The organism is Natronoarchaeum sp. GCM10025321 (assembly GCF_042663585.1).
Classification (GTDB): domain Archaea; phylum Halobacteriota; class Halobacteria; order Halobacteriales; family Natronoarchaeaceae; genus Natranaeroarchaeum.
This window is the reverse complement of record NZ_JBHTAN010000006.1, coordinates 484,338-499,706: the sequence shown is the minus strand read 5'-3', so window position 1 is coordinate 499,706 and position 15,369 is coordinate 484,338. Positions and strand designations below refer to the sequence as shown.

Sequence of the window (15,369 nt, the reverse complement as noted above, 5' to 3'; positions counted from 1 at the left end):
GGACAGTTACCGCGGCGAGAGGCCGACGCCCTCGGCCAGCAGTTCGTGGGATCGAAGCTCGGTTTCGTGCTCCGCGAGGACGTTCTGGATCATCACTTCCTCGACACCGACCCGGTCGGCCAGCTGTTCGAGCAGTCCGGATATCGTCTCCGGACTCCCCGAGATAGCTCGCGGCCACTCGTCGGGACCGAGCGTCGCGGGCGTTGGCTCGGGGACGCCTCCGAGTTCGTCGATGGCTTCGTCGATCGAGGGCGTCGTCCCGATGACGCCGCGGGCCATCCGCTTGTAGGAGGCCTCCGCAATCGCTCGCAGTCGTGCGGCCTCCTCGTCCGTCTCCCCGGCCACCGCGTTGACCGCGATCATGCCCTGTGGCTCATCGATCCCGCCGGGGAGCGGCGACGACTGAAACGCCTCGCGATATTTCTCGAACGCGGGGACGGCGAACTGCGGGCGGATGAACGCCGCAAAGCAGTAGCGCAGGCCGAGTTTTCCTGCGAGCGCCGCGCTGGAGGGGCTCGATCCGAGCATCCATGGCGTGGGCGGCGCCTCACCCGAACTCGGGACCGAGAGGTCGCTGTACTCGTGGCCCTCGGGATAATCGTCGTAGAGGTGTGAGATCACTGCCTCGACCTTCTCGGCGTGATCCTCGTCGGGGTTTTCGACGCCCCGCGCTGTCCCGAGCGCGCGATCCGATGCGGGCGAGCCGTTCGCCCGGCCGAGTCCGGCGTCGATCCGACCGGGTGCAAGCCCGTCCAGCGTGCCGAAGACCTCCGCGACTTTGTACGGGCTGTAGTGGTTGAGCAACACCGCACCGGAGCCAAGCCGGATAGTGTCCGTCGCGCCCGCGAGGCGTCCGAGCAACACTTCCGGCGTCGTGCCGGCAAGCGTCTCGGCCATGCCGTGGTGCTCGGCGACCCAGAACCGGGAGTAGCCGAGCGCCTCGGCCTGCTGGGCCGACGTGACGGTGTTCGCGTACGCGTCGGTCGCAGTGCCGCCATCGGGAACCGGCGAGAGATCGACGAAGGAAAGCTCCATATCCGCCTTCGGGGAGTCGGCCAGATAACTATCTTGATTCAGCGAGAGAATTCCGCCCTTTCTGTGAGTGACGGGTGTTCCGACGCTCTGTCGGAACCGAGGAGCGAACAGGGCGGGAGTGAATCGCGTAAGTTCTGGTGAGAAACCGCCGCGTTACTGCTGGTCGTGAGTCTCCAACGCTTCAAGACCGGCTTCTAACACTTTTGTATAAGCTTCTGAGAGGTTCATCTCGTTCGCTTCTGCGTAGTCTTTGATTCGCCCGTGGATTGCCCAGTCAATGTCGATGTTTGGCCTCATCGGTGGACTTATTAGACCTTGGGACTAATTATACTTTGGATGAAGCGTACCAACACGTTCGCCGTGCGACCGCTCACTGATGACGATGAGCAGGTGCTACGTGACCTGTTGGACGCTTCCGCCGCTCTCTGGAACGAGATCAACTACCAGCGCCTCATGCGATACAACGACGAAGACGGCTTCGAGGGCGACGTGTGGGACGCCGACACCGGCAAACTTGAGGGCAAATACAAAGACGTTCTCGGCGCGTCCACCGCCCAAACTGTCCGGCGAGCAAACAGCGAAGCGTGGCGCGGCTTCTTCGAGAACAAGAACGCATACCACGACGACTCGAATACATCGGTCACGGAACACCCGGAACCGCCGGGATTCCGTGGCAACGAGGACGACGGACGTGTCCTCAAAGGCGTCGTCCGAAAAGACGCATACACCATCGAATGGGGCAACCGCTCCCGGCTTGAGATCGTCGTCGGTGAAAAGCTCCGAGACAGACACAACAGCCCGAACAGTCGGTTCCGGCTGGAGGTTGTTGGCGACCCAAACTGGCCTGACTACGATGACCAAAGCCGGCTGGAACTGTGGTACGACGAGACAGACAGCACCTTCCGAGCTTCGCAACCCGTGACTGTTTCTGACGACGCACGGGACACTCCACTGGCCTCAGAGAAGGCCGCTCTGGATATTGGTGCAAACAATCTCGTCGCCTGTACCACCACAACCGGCCAGCAATACCTCTACGAAGGCCGCGAGTTGTTCCAGCGGTTCCGTGAGACGACACGAGAAATCGCCCGGTTGCAGTCCAAGCTACGGGAAAGCCGATACAGTAGCGAGCGTATCCGGCGGTTGTATCGGAAACGGACACGTCGGCGCGACCACGCACAAGAGGCATTGTGTCGTGACCTGCTGGACCGACTGTACGACGAGGGCATCGGTACCGTGTATATCGGTGGTCTGACCGACGTACTCGAAACGCACTGGTCGGTCGAAACCAACGCCAAGACCCACAACTTCTGGGCGTTCAAACAATTCACCGAGAGACTTGCGTGTACCGCCGAGGAATATGGGATCTCGGTTGAGGTTCGGTCAGAGGCGTGGACCAGCCAAGAGTGCCCGCAGTGTGGTTCGACAGACCGGACGACACGGCATCAAGATACACTCACCTGTCCATGTGGATTCGAGGGGCACGCCGACCTTACAGCATCGGAAACGTTCCTGAAGCGTCATCAGAACTCGGAACGTTCTGATTGGCGAACGAGACGCAGAGCGTCTCGTCAACGGCACACAGAGAAGAGAGTCAGGCGGATGGCACCGCCCGTGCGGTTTGAGTGGGACGACCACAACTGGTCGGAGTTACCACGCTCTCATGAAAGTCCCAAAGAACAGCGCACAGACCCGAGTACCGTCCACCGTGACGGGAATGTTGCCTCCGGTGAGTCTCAGACCGGCTGAGACTCCCACGTCGGAGAGGAAACCGCGCCGTTTACGGCGCGGAGGATGTCATTGGGCACTCACTCCTTCATCAACGTTTTTCAGGGTTGGACGTCCTTTTCGTGTATGGAGTATACCACACTCGGCAGCACCGGCGTCGACGTGAGCGAACTCTGTCTGGGCTGTATGAGCTTCGGCGACGACAACGAGTGGATGCTGGATCGCGACGAGAGCGAAGCGCTGATCGAGCGCGCCATCGAACTGGGAATCAACTTCTTCGACACGGCGAACATCTACAGCAAGGGCAAAAGCGAGGAGATCCTCGGCGACGTGCTGTCGGAGTACAACCGCGACGAGATGGTCGTCGCGACGAAGGTCCGGTTCCAGATGCGGGAGAACGACCCCAACTCCGAGGGCCTCTCCCGGAAAGCGATCGAACAGGAACTGCAGAACTCGCTGGACAGGTTGGGAATGGACACCGTCGACCTCTACCAGATCCACCGCTGGGACCACGACACGCCTATCGAGCAGACACTGCGCGCGCTCGACGACGCGGTGCGACGCGGACAGGTCAGACACATCGGCGCGTCCTCGATGTGGGCTCACCAGTTCGCCGAGGCGCTGCACACGAGCGACCGGCTCGGCCTCGAACGCTTCGCCACGATGCAGAACCTCTACAACCTCGCGTACCGGGAGGAAGAGCGCGAGATGCTCCCGCTCTGTCAGAAGGAGGGCATCGGCGTGATGCCGTGGAGCCCGCTCGGCGCTGGCTTCCTCACTCGCCCGCACGACGAGTTCGACGCGACGACGCGGGGCGAACACGAGGCCTCGCTCGGCCGCCCGTACGCGGAGGGCGGTGGCCGCAAGATCAACGAGCGCGTCCAGGAACTGGCCGCCGAGAAGGACCGCTCGATGGCCCAGATCGCCATGGCGTGGCTACTCCACAAGGAGTGGGTAACGACGCCGATTCTGGGCACCTCCTCGGTCGAACATCTCGAAGCCGCCGTCGAGGCGACCGAGATCGACCTCTCGGGAAGCGAGATCGAGTATCTGGAAGCCCCCTACGAGCCAGTCCCGATCAGCGGCCACGAGTAGCGGCTCCCGACCCGTTTCTGAGATACGTTTATGATCGTTCATGATGAACCCACAGCTATGCAGGCAGCTAGACTCCACGAGTACACCCACGACATGTCGAACGGCCTCTCACTCGACGAGATCGATCAGCCACAGCTATCGGCCAGCGATCACGTCCTCGTCGACGTCGAGGGCGCGGGCTGGTGCCAGACTGACAACCACATCATCGAGGGGATGTGGGAGGAGTACGTCCCACAGCCCCTGCCGATGACGCTCGGCCACGAGAACGCGGGGACCGTCGTCGAGGTCGCCGACGAAGTAGAGATCGTCTCCGAGGGCGATCAGGTGATCTGCCATCCGGTCCGGACCTGTGGCACCTGTCGGGCCTGCCGGATGGGCGAGACGATGTACTGCGAGAACGACCAGTTCTCCGGGCTGACGACCGACGGCGGCTTCGCCGATATCCTGCTCACGAACGAGCGAGCAGTCATTCCGCTACCTGACGGCGTCGATCCGGCCGATATCGCGCCTCACGCCGACGCGGGGATCACGGCGTATCACGCCGCAAAGAAGGCCGTCCGAGAGCTCAATCCCGGCGATACGACAGTCGTCATCGGTATCGGTGGTCTCGGCCACATCGGCCTCCAGTGTATCGACGCCATGAGCGCAACGGACATCGTCGCCGTCGACATCAAAGAGGAAGCCAGAGACCTCGCGAGCGACCTCGGCGCCCACTACACGCTCGACCCGGAGAGCCAGGATATTCCGGACGAAATCGAGGGCCTCACCGACGGGAGCGGCGCGGCGCAGGTGCTCGACTTCGTCGGTGCGGACTCGACGACGGCGCTGGCTCCGGACATCTGTGCGGCCGGCGGCGACCACCACATCATCGGCTACGGCGGCCACATCCACGAACCGGCACAGGCCCTGGTCAACGGCGAGTTCGCCTACCAGGGCAATATCGTCGGCAAGTACACGGAGCTACAGGAACTCGTCTCGCTCGTCGAGCGCGGCGACGTCGACCTCCACACCACACAGTTCGATCTCGACGAGATCAACACCGTCGCCGAGATGCTCGAAAACCGCGAGATCGAGGGGCGAGCGGTGATCACGCCCTGACGCCGGTCAGTAGATCGCCAGAATTACGAACCACGTCAGGACGGCGGCGATACCGATTCCGCCGATGACGATTCCCGAGAGCGGTAACCCCTTTTTCCGGTAGAGTTCGATCCCACAGAAGCCTGCGATCAGCCCCAGCAGCGGCATGACGACCCACGAGAGGATCGCGGTGACAGTGCCCACGAGCACGTACAGGCGTCCCGACTCGTTCAGAGTTCGCAGTTTACCGACGACGCCCGGACCGGATCCACTCATCGAATCACTGACTGCCCGTTGGTCGGACCGAACAAAAACACGTCGGTGCGACCGGTGGCCGTGTGTTCGAGTCCGTGGATGTTCGTCATTCGCTGTCGTTACACGTATTATCGCGAACTCCCAACGCCCGCTATGCACGAGTCACTGCCCGAGTACGATCGGGTGGAACTGTTTGAGGAGGCCTACGAGTTCATCGAGCAGTGTTACACGGAACTCGGGAAGGAGGATGCTATCGACGACAGACTTGACGAGATCGAAGACGAAATCGCGCGACGGGGGCACTACGACCACACCAGCGAGGAACTCGAACACGGCGCGAAGATGGCGTGGCGCAACAGCAATCGGTGCATCGGACGGCTGTTCTGGCAAGCCCTCAACGTCGCCGACGCCCGTGACTGCGAGACCGCTCGCGAGGTCCACGAGGCCTGCTGTAACCACCTCGAACACGCCCGGAACGGCGGCGATATCGTCCCGCTGCTCACCGTCTTCAAGCCGATGATCGACGGCGAACAGCAGGTCCGACTCTGGAACTACGAACTGCTGCGGTACGCGGGCTATCGGACCGACGACGGCATCGTCGGCGACCCCGACGAGGTCGAGTTGACGGAGTACTGCCAGTCCCGGGGCTGGGAGGGCGAGAGGACGGCCTTCGATATCCTGCCCCACGTCGTCCAGATCCGCGACGAGGAGCCCGAGATCTTCGAGCTACCGGACTCCGCAATCGGCGAAGTCCCGCTCAGTCATCCCGAGTACGACTGGTTCGAAGAGCTCGGTCTCTACTGGTACGACGTCCCCGTCGTCTCGAACATGCGCATGGAGATCGGCGGCATCCAGTACACCGCCGCGCCCTTCAGCGGCTGGTACGTCTCCACCGAGATCGGCTCGCGGAACCTCGCGGACGAGGACCGCTACGATATGTTGCCTACCGTCGCCGAACATCTCGGTCTCGATACGAGTCGGGATCGGACCCTCTGGAAGGACGAGGCCCTGCTCGTGTTGAATCGGGCGGTGTTACACTCCTTCGACGAGGCGGGCGTCCAGATCGTCGATCACCACACGGTCACCGAGCAGTTCCAGCAGTTCGAGCGCAACGAGGACGAAGCAGGCCGCGACGTCACGGGTGATCGTGACTGGCTGCTCCCACCGATGAGTTCGGCGACGACGCACGTCTTCGAGAACCAGTACGACAACAGCGTCGAGCGACCGAACTTCTTCTACCAGGACGATCCGGAACCGGTGAGCGAGCGCCGCTCGTCGATCGGCAGGTGAAGAACGGCTTCGAGTGGTCGGTGACGAGTTCCGGGTGTCTACGCGTGACTCGCTGACGGACAGATCGGGCGGTTTCGGACCACAGCCAGATTCGCGTTCCTGAAATACTGAATATCTGTGTAGTATTATTTCAACAGGGCAGAGTTCTACGCTACAAAAGTGAAAACAATTGTAGCTATCCAAACGCTTTTAGATATGTATTCTCAGTAACTAGTTGGGGGCAACTGGGATACGGAGCAACCAGTTTGGGGGAGACCGATGGGGCACGGAGCGAAACAGGTTTGCGGGGGACTGGGATACGGAGCAAAACCAGTTTAGGGGAGACCGATGGAACATAAAGACAACAATCACACGGGCGAGTCCGAAAACGACATCGACGAGTTCATACGCGGGGCAACTCGGGAGGGCGCCCCGGATACCGAGCAGTTCGGGGAACTGCAGGACGAGGTGGACGAGATGAGCGCCGACGGCCTCGTCGAGGATCCGAGCTATCTGGAGTTCCTGGACCAGTACGGCGAGCTAGAGATGGAAGAAGACAGCGTCAGCCTCGACGAACTTCTAAGTGAAGGGGACACCTCCGACGGAGGAGACGCCGCTGCCGACGAGGGGACAGGGGGCGCCGACAGCACGACGGACCACCAGCGAGACGACGAGCAACGCATCACGGTCACCGATGGCGATGCGGAGGAGCGGGAGGCCAAGGCCGAGTCCACACCCGTCGACGAACTGATCGACGCGCTCGAAAACGGAGCCGTGACCGACGGCAAGCGGTCCGAACTCCGGGAGGCATTGGGTATTCAGGACAGGCGACGGATGGAAGTCCAGTTCACCCATCTCAAGTCCCGGTTTCTCGATCTCGAAGCGTACATCCAGGCGATGGAAGACCTCTTCGACACCGATACCGACCTGCTGGACGAGGTCGAAGCACTCAACGAGGAACTCGCGGCGGTTCACGACGAGATCGAAACGCAGGTCGAACGCATCGACAGACTCGAAACCGATATCGAGGCAGTCAAGCAGGACGGACAGCGCCGCGATGCCGACCTTGATACCCTCGAGGGAGCCGTCGACGAGACCAGAGAGACACTCAGACGGAACTTGACGGCAATCGAGGGCGAACTCAAGAACGCGCGCCAATGGAGAGAGGACGTCGCGAAGGCGTTTCAGACGGTCGACCCCGACAGCGAATAGAGGGTCGATATCGCTGGAAAGGTCGGTGGAGTTAGTACTGCTTAGTAGGTTTTTACAAAAGAGCCGGTGGGGAGATTGTGAACCACGCCCACGTCACTCGCTGCGCTCGTTCGTGGTCTGATTCAAATCCTCAAATTGCTCTCCTGTTCCTCACGTCCGTTCCTCGCAAAAGCAAGCCGGTGGGGGAGATTGTGAACCTCCTGAACGTCAGTCGCTCCGCTCCTTCGTCCCGTAGTTCAAATCCCACTATTTGCATAGCTCGTCACGTCCGTTCCTCGCAAAAGCAAGCCGGTGGGGGGATTTGAACCCCCGGCCTAATCCTTACGAAGGATTCGCTCTAGCCAGTCTGAGCTACACCGGCACACTGCGTGTCCGAGCTCTGCTTCGCTTCGCGCTGCAGGACCCCGACACGCTACGGGCCAGCGCTACACCGCTACGCTCGCACTCACTCAACTGTACGACGCAAAACCCCAATAAGGGTTGCGAATTACCTGCGTGAGAGCCGGACGTCGAGACAGACGTTGAGTTCGTGGGGAGCGTAGGATCGCACCGTGTGCGCCGTCTCAACGGTCACGTCGTAGGTGGGTTCGGCGGCCTCGCGGATCGCCCGCTCGCCGGGGCCGTAGGGGTCGTCCTCGTGCTGGATGTCGTAGTAGTGGAGCACACAGTCGTCGCCCGCGATCTCGACGGCAGTGTCTACGAACTCGTCGGCGCTGTGCGGGAGGTTCATCACGATGCGGTCGGCCCAGTTCGCGTACTCGGTGGCGACCTCTCGGACGTCCCCCGCAATCGCCGTTATCTGCTCGTTGACGCCGTTTCGGCGGGCGTTCTCGCGGAAGTACTCGATCGCCTGCTCGTTGATATCCGTGCCGACGACCGTCGCGCCGCGGGCCGCCGCGGGGATGGCGAAGGGCCCGACGCCGGCGAACATGTCGAAAACGTGCTCGTCGGGGTCGATCTGCTCGACGACGCGGTGGCGCTCGGTCGCGAGTCGCGGCGAGAAGTAGACCTCGTCGAGGTCGAGCGCGAACTCACAGCCGTACTCGCGGTGGACCGTCTCCGTGCTCTCGCCGAGCAGGACCGTCCAATCACGGATGCGCTGTTCGCCCTTGATCTTCGAGGCGCGGTCGAGCACCGTCTCGACGGGCAGGGCTGACTCGTCGACGGCCGCGGCGATCTCGTGGGCCCGCTCTGGGTCGTCCTCGTCGAGGATCACGACGTCACCGAGGCGTTCGTAGCTGGGGTCGTAGCCCAGGATGTCCGCGGGCATCTCCGGGAGCGAGCGCTCGGGGAGGTCGCGAACGACGAGGTCGTACTCGTCGGGGACCGACTCGGGGTCGACGACCGGAATGTAGATCTCGCCGTCGTCGGCGACGATTTCGACATCTTCGGCGACCAGATCGGCCTCGGCAAGCGCGCGCCGTGCCTCCTCGCCGCGCTCGCGGTCGACACGCACGCAGTGGGCGTCCATGCCCTACCGTCGACGCGCCCCGGAAGTAACGCTGACGCTTCCTACTCGATGCTGACTGGGCCGTCGTCGCTCTCGCCGGGTTTCCACTCCAGTTCGAACTCGACGCTTAGCTCCTCGGTCCCGCCCTCGATCTCCCGTTCGGCCTTGATTTCGAAGGTCGGATCGGCGGGCACGTCGAGGTCGACGGACTGGTCGCCCGCGGAGAGAGTGATCGACTCGCCAGCGTCGAGTTTGTCCGCGACGGCACGGAACGTCTCGGCGATGTCGGCACGGCTCTGGGTACGCTCGGTCTCGAAAATGACTTCTTCAGTCATACCCACCACTACGCGCCGCGCCGATATAACTGTCTGGCCGGAAAGAGACCGATTCACAAACGTTTCAAATTGTAAGTAATTTAACCGAAATAGATCAGAGAATCGCACCGAGACAGGGATTCAGCATCGTCTCTGCACTGTTCGCCAGATATGCGGGGGAGACGACACACTTATTTTCAACTAACGTTTACCCTTGAATCGTTATACGATGTACGATCTAACAGGATTTCAACGTGATCTGCTGTACGTCATCGCCGGGAAGGACGAGCCACACGGACTCGCCATCAAGGACGAGCTAGAGAACTACTACGAGTCGGAGATCCACCACGGCCGACTCTACCCCAACCTCGATACACTCGTCGACAAGGGCCTCGTCGAAAAAGGCAAGCGTGACCGGCGCACCAACACGTACACGATCACCCGCCGCGGCCAGCGAGAGATCGAAGCCCGCGATGAGTGGGAGGCCAGTTACACCGAGGAATCGGACTGAGGGGGCCGTTTAAGAGGTTGTGACGTGTAGCCCGATGGGTGCTCGAAGTCGTGCTGTCGCTCGGCGACGCTGTCGCTGTCGGAGAGCCACAGGTGGCACAGGCGACGCCGCTCGATAGCTCCGTTTTCCGAATCGCGCTCGCCGCCGCGCTCGGTCTCTTTCTCGGTCTCGAGCGTGAGTGGTCCCACAAAACGGCCGGGATTCGGACGTACTCGCTGATCAGCCTGCTCGGGGCCGTCTTCGTCGTGCTCGATCAGGTCGCCCTGCTCGTCGTCGGCGGCGTACTCGTGATCACTCAGGGCATCTTACTTGCCGTCGAGGGGTTGGTCGAAGACGAGGGGGAGGGGCTGAGCCTGACTACCTCCGTCTCGATGCTCGTCGCCTACGGCGTCGGTGCGCTCGTCGCGTCGGGCTTTCTGATCGAGGGCGTTACCGTCGCTGTGCTCTCCTCGCTACTGCTCGTCCTGAAACGCGAACTGCACGACATCGCGTGGGGTCTCTCCCGGGAAGAGCTCCGCTCTGCGTCGGAGTTTGCCATCCTCGCGTTCGTGATCTACCCGCTCTTGCCCGCCGCTCCGATCGATATCGATCTCGCCAGGACCACGGTGGCGTTCGAACCCCGCGTCGCATGGCTGATGGTCGTGCTCGTCGCCGCCATCGGGATCATCAACTACGCCGTCGTCGAGAGCTACGGCGGGCGCGGCATCGCGGTGACCGGCTTCTTCGGCGGCCTCGCCTCCTCCGCCGCGGTCGTCGGGACGATGATCGACCACGTGAACCAGCGCCCTGACGCCGCCGCCTACGCGCTGACGGCCGTGTTGCTCGCGAACGCGGCCATGGCGTTGCGCAACCTGGGGATCGCTATCGTGTTCACCATCGACGGCGGCCTTCTCTACGGCGCTATCGTCCCGCTCGGGGCCATCGTGATCGGCTCCCTGCTGATCGCGCTGTACGTCGCCGACTGGTCCGGCGAGGTCGAACTGGAACTCGATAGCCCCTTCTCGCTCCGGAACGCGCTCGCCTTCGGTGCGGTGTTTACCCTTATCCTCCTTGCGGGGGCGGTCGCGGAAGTCGAACTCGGGCAACTGGGCTTTTACGCCACCGCAGTGGCGACCGGCCTCGTCTCCAGCGCGGGCGCAACGGCTTCTGCCGTATTGCTCTACCGCGTCGGCGAGATCGGCGACCAGACGGCCGTCGTCGCGATCCTGCTCGCGACGGCCGCGAGCGTGCTGGTGAAAGTTGGCCTCACCGCCGTCGGCCCCAACCGCAACTTCGCCCTCCAGGTCGCGGCGTGGAGCGGCGCGCTGCTGGTGACTGCGGGCGTCGCGACTGCCGCCGTCGTCCTCGTCTGAGTACGACTCACCCGGCAACGTCTCGCCCCGCGAATACTTTAACGTAGCAGGAGCCTACACGCTAGTTATGGACAGAGAGACCGCCGAGCCAGTGGTCGATGACGTACCGGGCGAGCGAGCCGAAGAGTGGGTCCGCTATCACCACGAGTTCGCCGCACCGAGCACCTACGTCTACGAGTTCGTCTGGGACGTCACACGCGAGTCGGTCGGCCCGTTCTGTACGGACATCGACGGCAACGTCCTGCTGGATTTCACCAGCCACGTCGCCGCCTCGCCGCTGGGCTACAACAACCCCAAGGTGACCGACGCGCTGGATGGGTTCGATCTGCCCGAACCCACGAAGTTCGCCGGCCAGGACTTCTACGGAAGCGGCGGCTGGCCGCCCGAGGATCCCGAGTTCCCCGGGCCGACCCAGCTCATGGAGCGGATCGTTTCGGCCTCGGAGTCGCTCGGACTCGATCAGGTCTTCCTCTCGAACACCGGCGCCGAGGCCGTCGAGAACGCCATCAAGATCTGTTATGCCGACCGCGGCCATCGCGGCGTCACCTTCGACGGCGCGTTCCACGGCCGCACTCTGGGGGCGCTCTCGCTCAATCGCTCGAAAGCGACCCACCGCAAGGGCTTTCCCGAGATTCCCGGCGTGATCAGCGTCCCCTACTGCACCTGCGACGGCGAGTGTGCCTGCGGGTGGGAGACGGACGGCCCGGCCGGGAACGCACTGGGCGACAAACTCCATCCCGAACGGGGCGTCGTCGACCCAGAGGAGGTCGCATACGTCATTCTCGAACCGATCCAGGGGGAGGGCGGCTATCGCATCCCCTCCGATCGATTTCTCGACGACATCGCCGAGATCCGCGAGCGCTACGGCATCAACGTGATCGCCGACGAGATCCAGTCCGGCCTCGGACGAACGGGCGAGTTCTGGGCCATCGAGCACACCACGCTCGAACCGGACGTCATCAGCAGCGCGAAAGGCCTGCGCGTGGGCGCGACGGTCGGCCGCTCGGAGGTCTTCCCCGACGAGACCGGCCGTCTCTCCTCGACGTGGGGCGCAGGCGATTTCCTCTCGGCGCTCCAGGGCGTCGCGACCATCGACGCCATCCACGAGTACGACCTGATGGAGAACGCGACCCGGCGGGGCCAACAGTGCAAAGAACTGCTCTCGGACGCCTACCTCCCCGGCGTCGAGGACATTCGCGGGCGCGGGCTGATGCTCGCCATCGAGTTCGACACGAAGGACCGGCGCGAGGCCGCCATGCGGGCGGCGCTCTCCCGGGGCCTGCTGACGCTTGGCTGTGGCTACAAGACGCTGCGATTGCTGCCCCCGCTCGACGTCACCGAGCGAGAGATCCAGATGGGCGTGGAGTTGCTGGCCGAGTCGGTCCAGGAAGTGGCCTGATCACGTCGGAAGAAGAGCAGTCGTTGATGTATTAACTTGCATCATATAATGGACTGTGAAACCCCTTGCCTCACGCTGCACAGTACCGGGATTTGAGACGGTGAAAAGCTCGTAGCATCTTACGGTGCGGCGGTTGCTGTGTCGTCAGCCTCTGGATCGAATGGGAGGTTAATGACGAGTTCGTCGAACCAGACGACCGGGCGCTTACTCTGACCGTGTTCCTCGAAGAAGATGATGCCCAGCTGGGCGAGCCGACTGAGTTCCTCGTGGACGTTCTTTACATCCCGGTCAACAACTCGTGCGGTCTCGTTGATGCTGGATGGCGCTTCGCGACGGATGGCTTCAATGAGATCGAGGACGCGCGGCGTCAGCGTCTCCATGAGATCGTCGTAGCTGGTGAACGAGAGCGTCGGTGTGGAATCCACCGCGTCGCCCCGTTCAAGCGCCTTGATGCCGTCGATGACGTCGTCGTGGTACTCACTGGACGACTTCACAGTCACGACGAGTGTTGATTCGGCCCGAAGCTGTTCGCGCTCCATCGGGTGCAGCGGCGGCGTATTGTCGTTCATGGGTATCACCGTGGTGTAATGGTCTCACTTGACCTCGAACTCGGATTTCGGGATCTCGCTCCAGAATCGTTCCCAGAGTTCGACCATCCCGGGGAACTCGATTATGTCTGGGTCGGGCTCCGGTGCGACGTGCAGTTCGTGGCCTTTGGTGTCTTCGTGCGAGTTATCGTCTCGAAACGGCAGCCGTTTCGACGAGTCGTCGAAAATCTCCGATTTTCGAGATGTCGACGAATCGTCCCATCGTCAAGTGTGCGGGGTGGGTTCGGCTCCGTCGTACCATAGTGGAGCCTGTAGGCCCATCCAGACGGATACGCGTCACGGTCTGTCCGCATGCAAAACACGCGGACAACGGTCCCGTCGGGGTACTTCCGGCCCTCGCTCACACCATCGAGGTCGTCGTCGGTCAGTGAGGCCATCCTCGTTAATTGGTACACAGACCAATACAATAAGACTATTGGTCGGAAGAACAATAGCAGTGATCACACTCTCAGCACTCGTGCTTTTCTTCGATGCCACTCCATTCCACAACGTCGTACTCCAGCCATTCGGCCGTTCCTCTCTCCCACTTTATTTGGCGCGGCGAACAGAGTATTCCACGACCATCACGTCCCCTTACGCGGCTTACTGCGCTTCGCGCAGACAGTATGCGTGGCCCGGCTCTTCGAGGACGGTCTCCTCGTCGTCGTCGTAGTAGTTCGAGAAGACGGCGCGTTCGGCGTAGTACACCCGGCCGTCGACCGGTACCGGCGCGCTGGTGACCCGGCCCCGGTTGGGAACCCGCCAGCACCGCTCGCCGGTCTCGCGGTCGAGCGCGTAGACGTGGGAGTCGTAGGATCCGACGAGCAGTTTGCCCGCCGTCGCGCTGAGTGCGCCGACGACCCGGCCGTTCACGTCGGCGCTCCACAGTTCGTCGCCTGTGACGGTGTCCAGCGCCCGGACGATCCCGCTATCGCTCCCCGTGTAGACGACGCCCTCGTCGGGATCAAGTGCGGGGTTGGACATGTTCGAGCCACCGGTATCGACCGACCACTCCTCCGTGCCCTCTTCCAGATCGAGACAGTAGAGCTGCTGATCCCATGATCCCACGTAGCCCCGGCCGTCGTGTGCCGCGACGGTACCTTTGATCTCCGCGCCGGAGCGAAATGCGCCGCCCTCGCGCTCCTCGCCGTTGGCCTCGGCCTGGAACTCCCAGCGAAAGTCCAGCGAGGGAAAGTTCCAGCAGTAGACGACGCCGTCGTTCGAGCCAGCCATGATCAGCCCGAGATCGAGATCGATCGTCGGCGAGGGGTGGGGCTGGCCCCAGATGCGCCGGTCGCTCCACAGCGGTTCGCCCGTCTCGGGGTCGACCTCCCAGAGCGCGCCCGTCGACGGACTACCGTACTCCGCGATCAGGTACAGCGACCCCTCGTAGTACGCCGGGCTAGAACCGATTGCGAGCGTCCCCTCGAAATCACGAGAGGTCGTGTGCCAGACGATTTCGCCGCTGTCCATATCCAGCGCGTAGAGGTCGCCGTCGTAGCCACCGATATACGCCGTATCGTCGACGATGGCCGGCGAGCCGTGAAAGCCGAGTTTGGTCGCGCTCGTCTGCGTGCTCCACTTCTTCTGGCCGTCGGGACAGTAGGCCTCGACACGCCCGCTATCGCCCGCGATGACGATGGTGTCGCCCTCTCGCGTCGGGACGGGGCTCGACTTGGCGGCTGTATGCCCCACGAAGTTCTTCTGCGTCGCCCAGTTGACCTCGACGGCCTCGGGGATGCTCTCGTCGGGGTAGTAGTTCAGCCGTCGCAGTCCCCGGCCGAACATCGAGACGTCGTCGTTGGGATGCGTGGCGTACTCGGAGACGTCCGCCGCGGGCTCGACGGGGTCACAATCGATCTCGGCCTCGGGATTCGGCTCGCCGCCGAACTCCGCACAGCCGGCGATGCCCGCCGTCGCCGTCACGCCCGCCGCCTGCAGGAGTCGGCGGCGCGTGTGGCCATCCGCGCGTTGGTCACTGGAGGAATCCATTATTGCTGGGGACAGGTGGTACCCAGAAAAACGTCACGGTCGGACGGTAGGTCAGCGATACAGTTCGTCGTCAATATCGTCTTCGTCGGTGTCGGT

The 15,369-nt window shown here is 62.6% G+C and carries 15 protein-coding genes, 1 tRNA gene and 1 pseudogene; 8 read left to right on the top strand and 9 right to left on the bottom strand.

Annotation, left to right across the window (positions count from 1 at the left end; translation table 11 throughout):
- Positions 1–6 precede the first annotated feature (6 nt).
- Together ACFQL3_RS05330 and ACFQL3_RS05325 are read right to left on the bottom strand one after the other, a co-directional pair.
- A complete protein-coding gene (locus tag ACFQL3_RS05330) occupies positions 7–1,035 on the bottom strand; it encodes an LLM class flavin-dependent oxidoreductase (protein ID WP_377052082.1) in 1,029 nt (342 codons plus the stop codon).
- Positions 1,036–1,188: 153 nt separating this feature from the next.
- A complete protein-coding gene (locus ACFQL3_RS05325; RefSeq protein ID WP_377052080.1) occupies positions 1,189–1,332 on the bottom strand; it encodes a hypothetical protein in 144 nt (47 codons plus the stop codon).
- A gap of 39 nt (positions 1,333–1,371) precedes the next feature.
- Here ACFQL3_RS05325 and ACFQL3_RS05320 point away from each other — a divergent pair, with 39 nt between their 5' ends.
- The 3 genes from ACFQL3_RS05320 (at position 1,372) to ACFQL3_RS05310 (ending at position 4,953) form a co-directional block, all read left to right on the top strand.
- Positions 1,372–2,781 (top strand): RNA-guided endonuclease InsQ/TnpB family protein, encoded by a 1,410-nt coding sequence (locus tag ACFQL3_RS05320; protein WP_377052078.1) that lies wholly within the window; start codon positions 1,372–1,374, stop codon positions 2,779–2,781.
- A 105-nt stretch (positions 2,782–2,886) separates the two neighbouring features.
- Complete coding sequence (locus tag ACFQL3_RS05315; RefSeq protein ID WP_377052076.1) at positions 2,887–3,855, top strand: aldo/keto reductase; 969 nt, start codon at positions 2,887–2,889, stop codon at positions 3,853–3,855.
- 57 nt (positions 3,856–3,912) lie between these two features.
- Positions 3,913–4,953 (top strand): NAD(P)-dependent alcohol dehydrogenase, encoded by a 1,041-nt coding sequence (locus ACFQL3_RS05310; protein WP_377052074.1) that lies wholly within the window; start codon positions 3,913–3,915, stop codon positions 4,951–4,953.
- Between the two features lie 6 nt (positions 4,954–4,959).
- On the opposite strand, the gene ACFQL3_RS05305 is transcribed toward ACFQL3_RS05310, so the two are convergent.
- Complete coding sequence (locus tag ACFQL3_RS05305; RefSeq protein ID WP_377052072.1) at positions 4,960–5,208, bottom strand: hypothetical protein; 249 nt, start codon at positions 5,206–5,208, stop codon at positions 4,960–4,962.
- Between the two features lie 132 nt (positions 5,209–5,340).
- Here ACFQL3_RS05305 and ACFQL3_RS05300 point away from each other — a divergent pair, with 132 nt between their 5' ends.
- Together ACFQL3_RS05300 and ACFQL3_RS05295 are read left to right on the top strand one after the other, a co-directional pair.
- Positions 5,341–6,477 (top strand): nitric oxide synthase oxygenase, encoded by a 1,137-nt coding sequence (locus tag ACFQL3_RS05300; protein ID WP_377052070.1) that lies wholly within the window; start codon positions 5,341–5,343, stop codon positions 6,475–6,477.
- 327 nt (positions 6,478–6,804) lie between these two features.
- On the top strand, positions 6,805–7,668 hold the full coding sequence (locus tag ACFQL3_RS05295) for a hypothetical protein (RefSeq protein ID WP_377052068.1): 864 nt from the start codon (positions 6,805–6,807) through the stop codon (positions 7,666–7,668).
- Between the two features lie 286 nt (positions 7,669–7,954).
- On the opposite strand, the gene ACFQL3_RS05290 is transcribed toward ACFQL3_RS05295, so the two are convergent.
- The 3 genes from ACFQL3_RS05290 to ACFQL3_RS05280 all read right to left on the bottom strand — a co-directional run bounded on the left by ACFQL3_RS05290 (position 7,955) and on the right by ACFQL3_RS05280 (position 9,453).
- Positions 7,955–8,029: transfer RNA gene (locus ACFQL3_RS05290), tRNA-Thr, on the bottom strand.
- Between the two features lie 126 nt (positions 8,030–8,155).
- Positions 8,156–9,139: a class I SAM-dependent methyltransferase gene (locus ACFQL3_RS05285; RefSeq protein ID WP_377052066.1), complete on the bottom strand. Its 984-nt coding sequence runs from the start codon at positions 9,137–9,139 to the stop codon at positions 8,156–8,158.
- A gap of 41 nt (positions 9,140–9,180) precedes the next feature.
- A complete protein-coding gene (locus ACFQL3_RS05280; protein WP_377052064.1) occupies positions 9,181–9,453 on the bottom strand; it encodes an amphi-Trp domain-containing protein in 273 nt (90 codons plus the stop codon).
- A gap of 208 nt (positions 9,454–9,661) precedes the next feature.
- Between ACFQL3_RS05280 and ACFQL3_RS05275 the strand changes: the two genes are divergently transcribed.
- The 3 genes from ACFQL3_RS05275 (at position 9,662) to ACFQL3_RS05265 (ending at position 12,694) form a co-directional block, all read left to right on the top strand.
- A complete protein-coding gene (locus tag ACFQL3_RS05275) occupies positions 9,662–9,943 on the top strand; it encodes a PadR family transcriptional regulator (protein WP_377052062.1) in 282 nt (93 codons plus the stop codon).
- A 50-nt stretch (positions 9,944–9,993) separates the two neighbouring features.
- The gene (locus tag ACFQL3_RS05270; RefSeq protein WP_377057020.1) at positions 9,994–11,295 is read left to right on the top strand and encodes an MgtC/SapB family protein; all 1,302 of its coding nucleotides are present in this window, start codon (positions 9,994–9,996) and stop codon (positions 11,293–11,295) included.
- A gap of 67 nt (positions 11,296–11,362) precedes the next feature.
- A complete protein-coding gene (locus tag ACFQL3_RS05265; protein ID WP_377052060.1) occupies positions 11,363–12,694 on the top strand; it encodes an aminotransferase class III-fold pyridoxal phosphate-dependent enzyme in 1,332 nt (443 codons plus the stop codon).
- Positions 12,695–12,813: 119 nt separating this feature from the next.
- Here the strand turns inward: ACFQL3_RS05265 and ACFQL3_RS05260 are convergent, their stop codons facing one another.
- The 3 genes and pseudogenes from ACFQL3_RS05260 to ACFQL3_RS05250 form a co-directional block, all read right to left on the bottom strand.
- A complete protein-coding gene (locus tag ACFQL3_RS05260) occupies positions 12,814–13,263 on the bottom strand; it encodes a hypothetical protein (protein WP_377052058.1) in 450 nt (149 codons plus the stop codon).
- Positions 13,264–13,287: 24 nt separating this feature from the next.
- A pseudogene (locus tag ACFQL3_RS05255) lies at positions 13,288–13,679 on the bottom strand (toxin-antitoxin system TumE family protein).
- A 205-nt stretch (positions 13,680–13,884) separates the two neighbouring features.
- Entirely contained in the window at positions 13,885–15,273 is a 1,389-nt protein-coding gene (locus ACFQL3_RS05250; RefSeq protein ID WP_377052056.1) for a PQQ-binding-like beta-propeller repeat protein, read from the bottom strand.
- Positions 15,274–15,369: the final 96 nt, after the last annotated feature.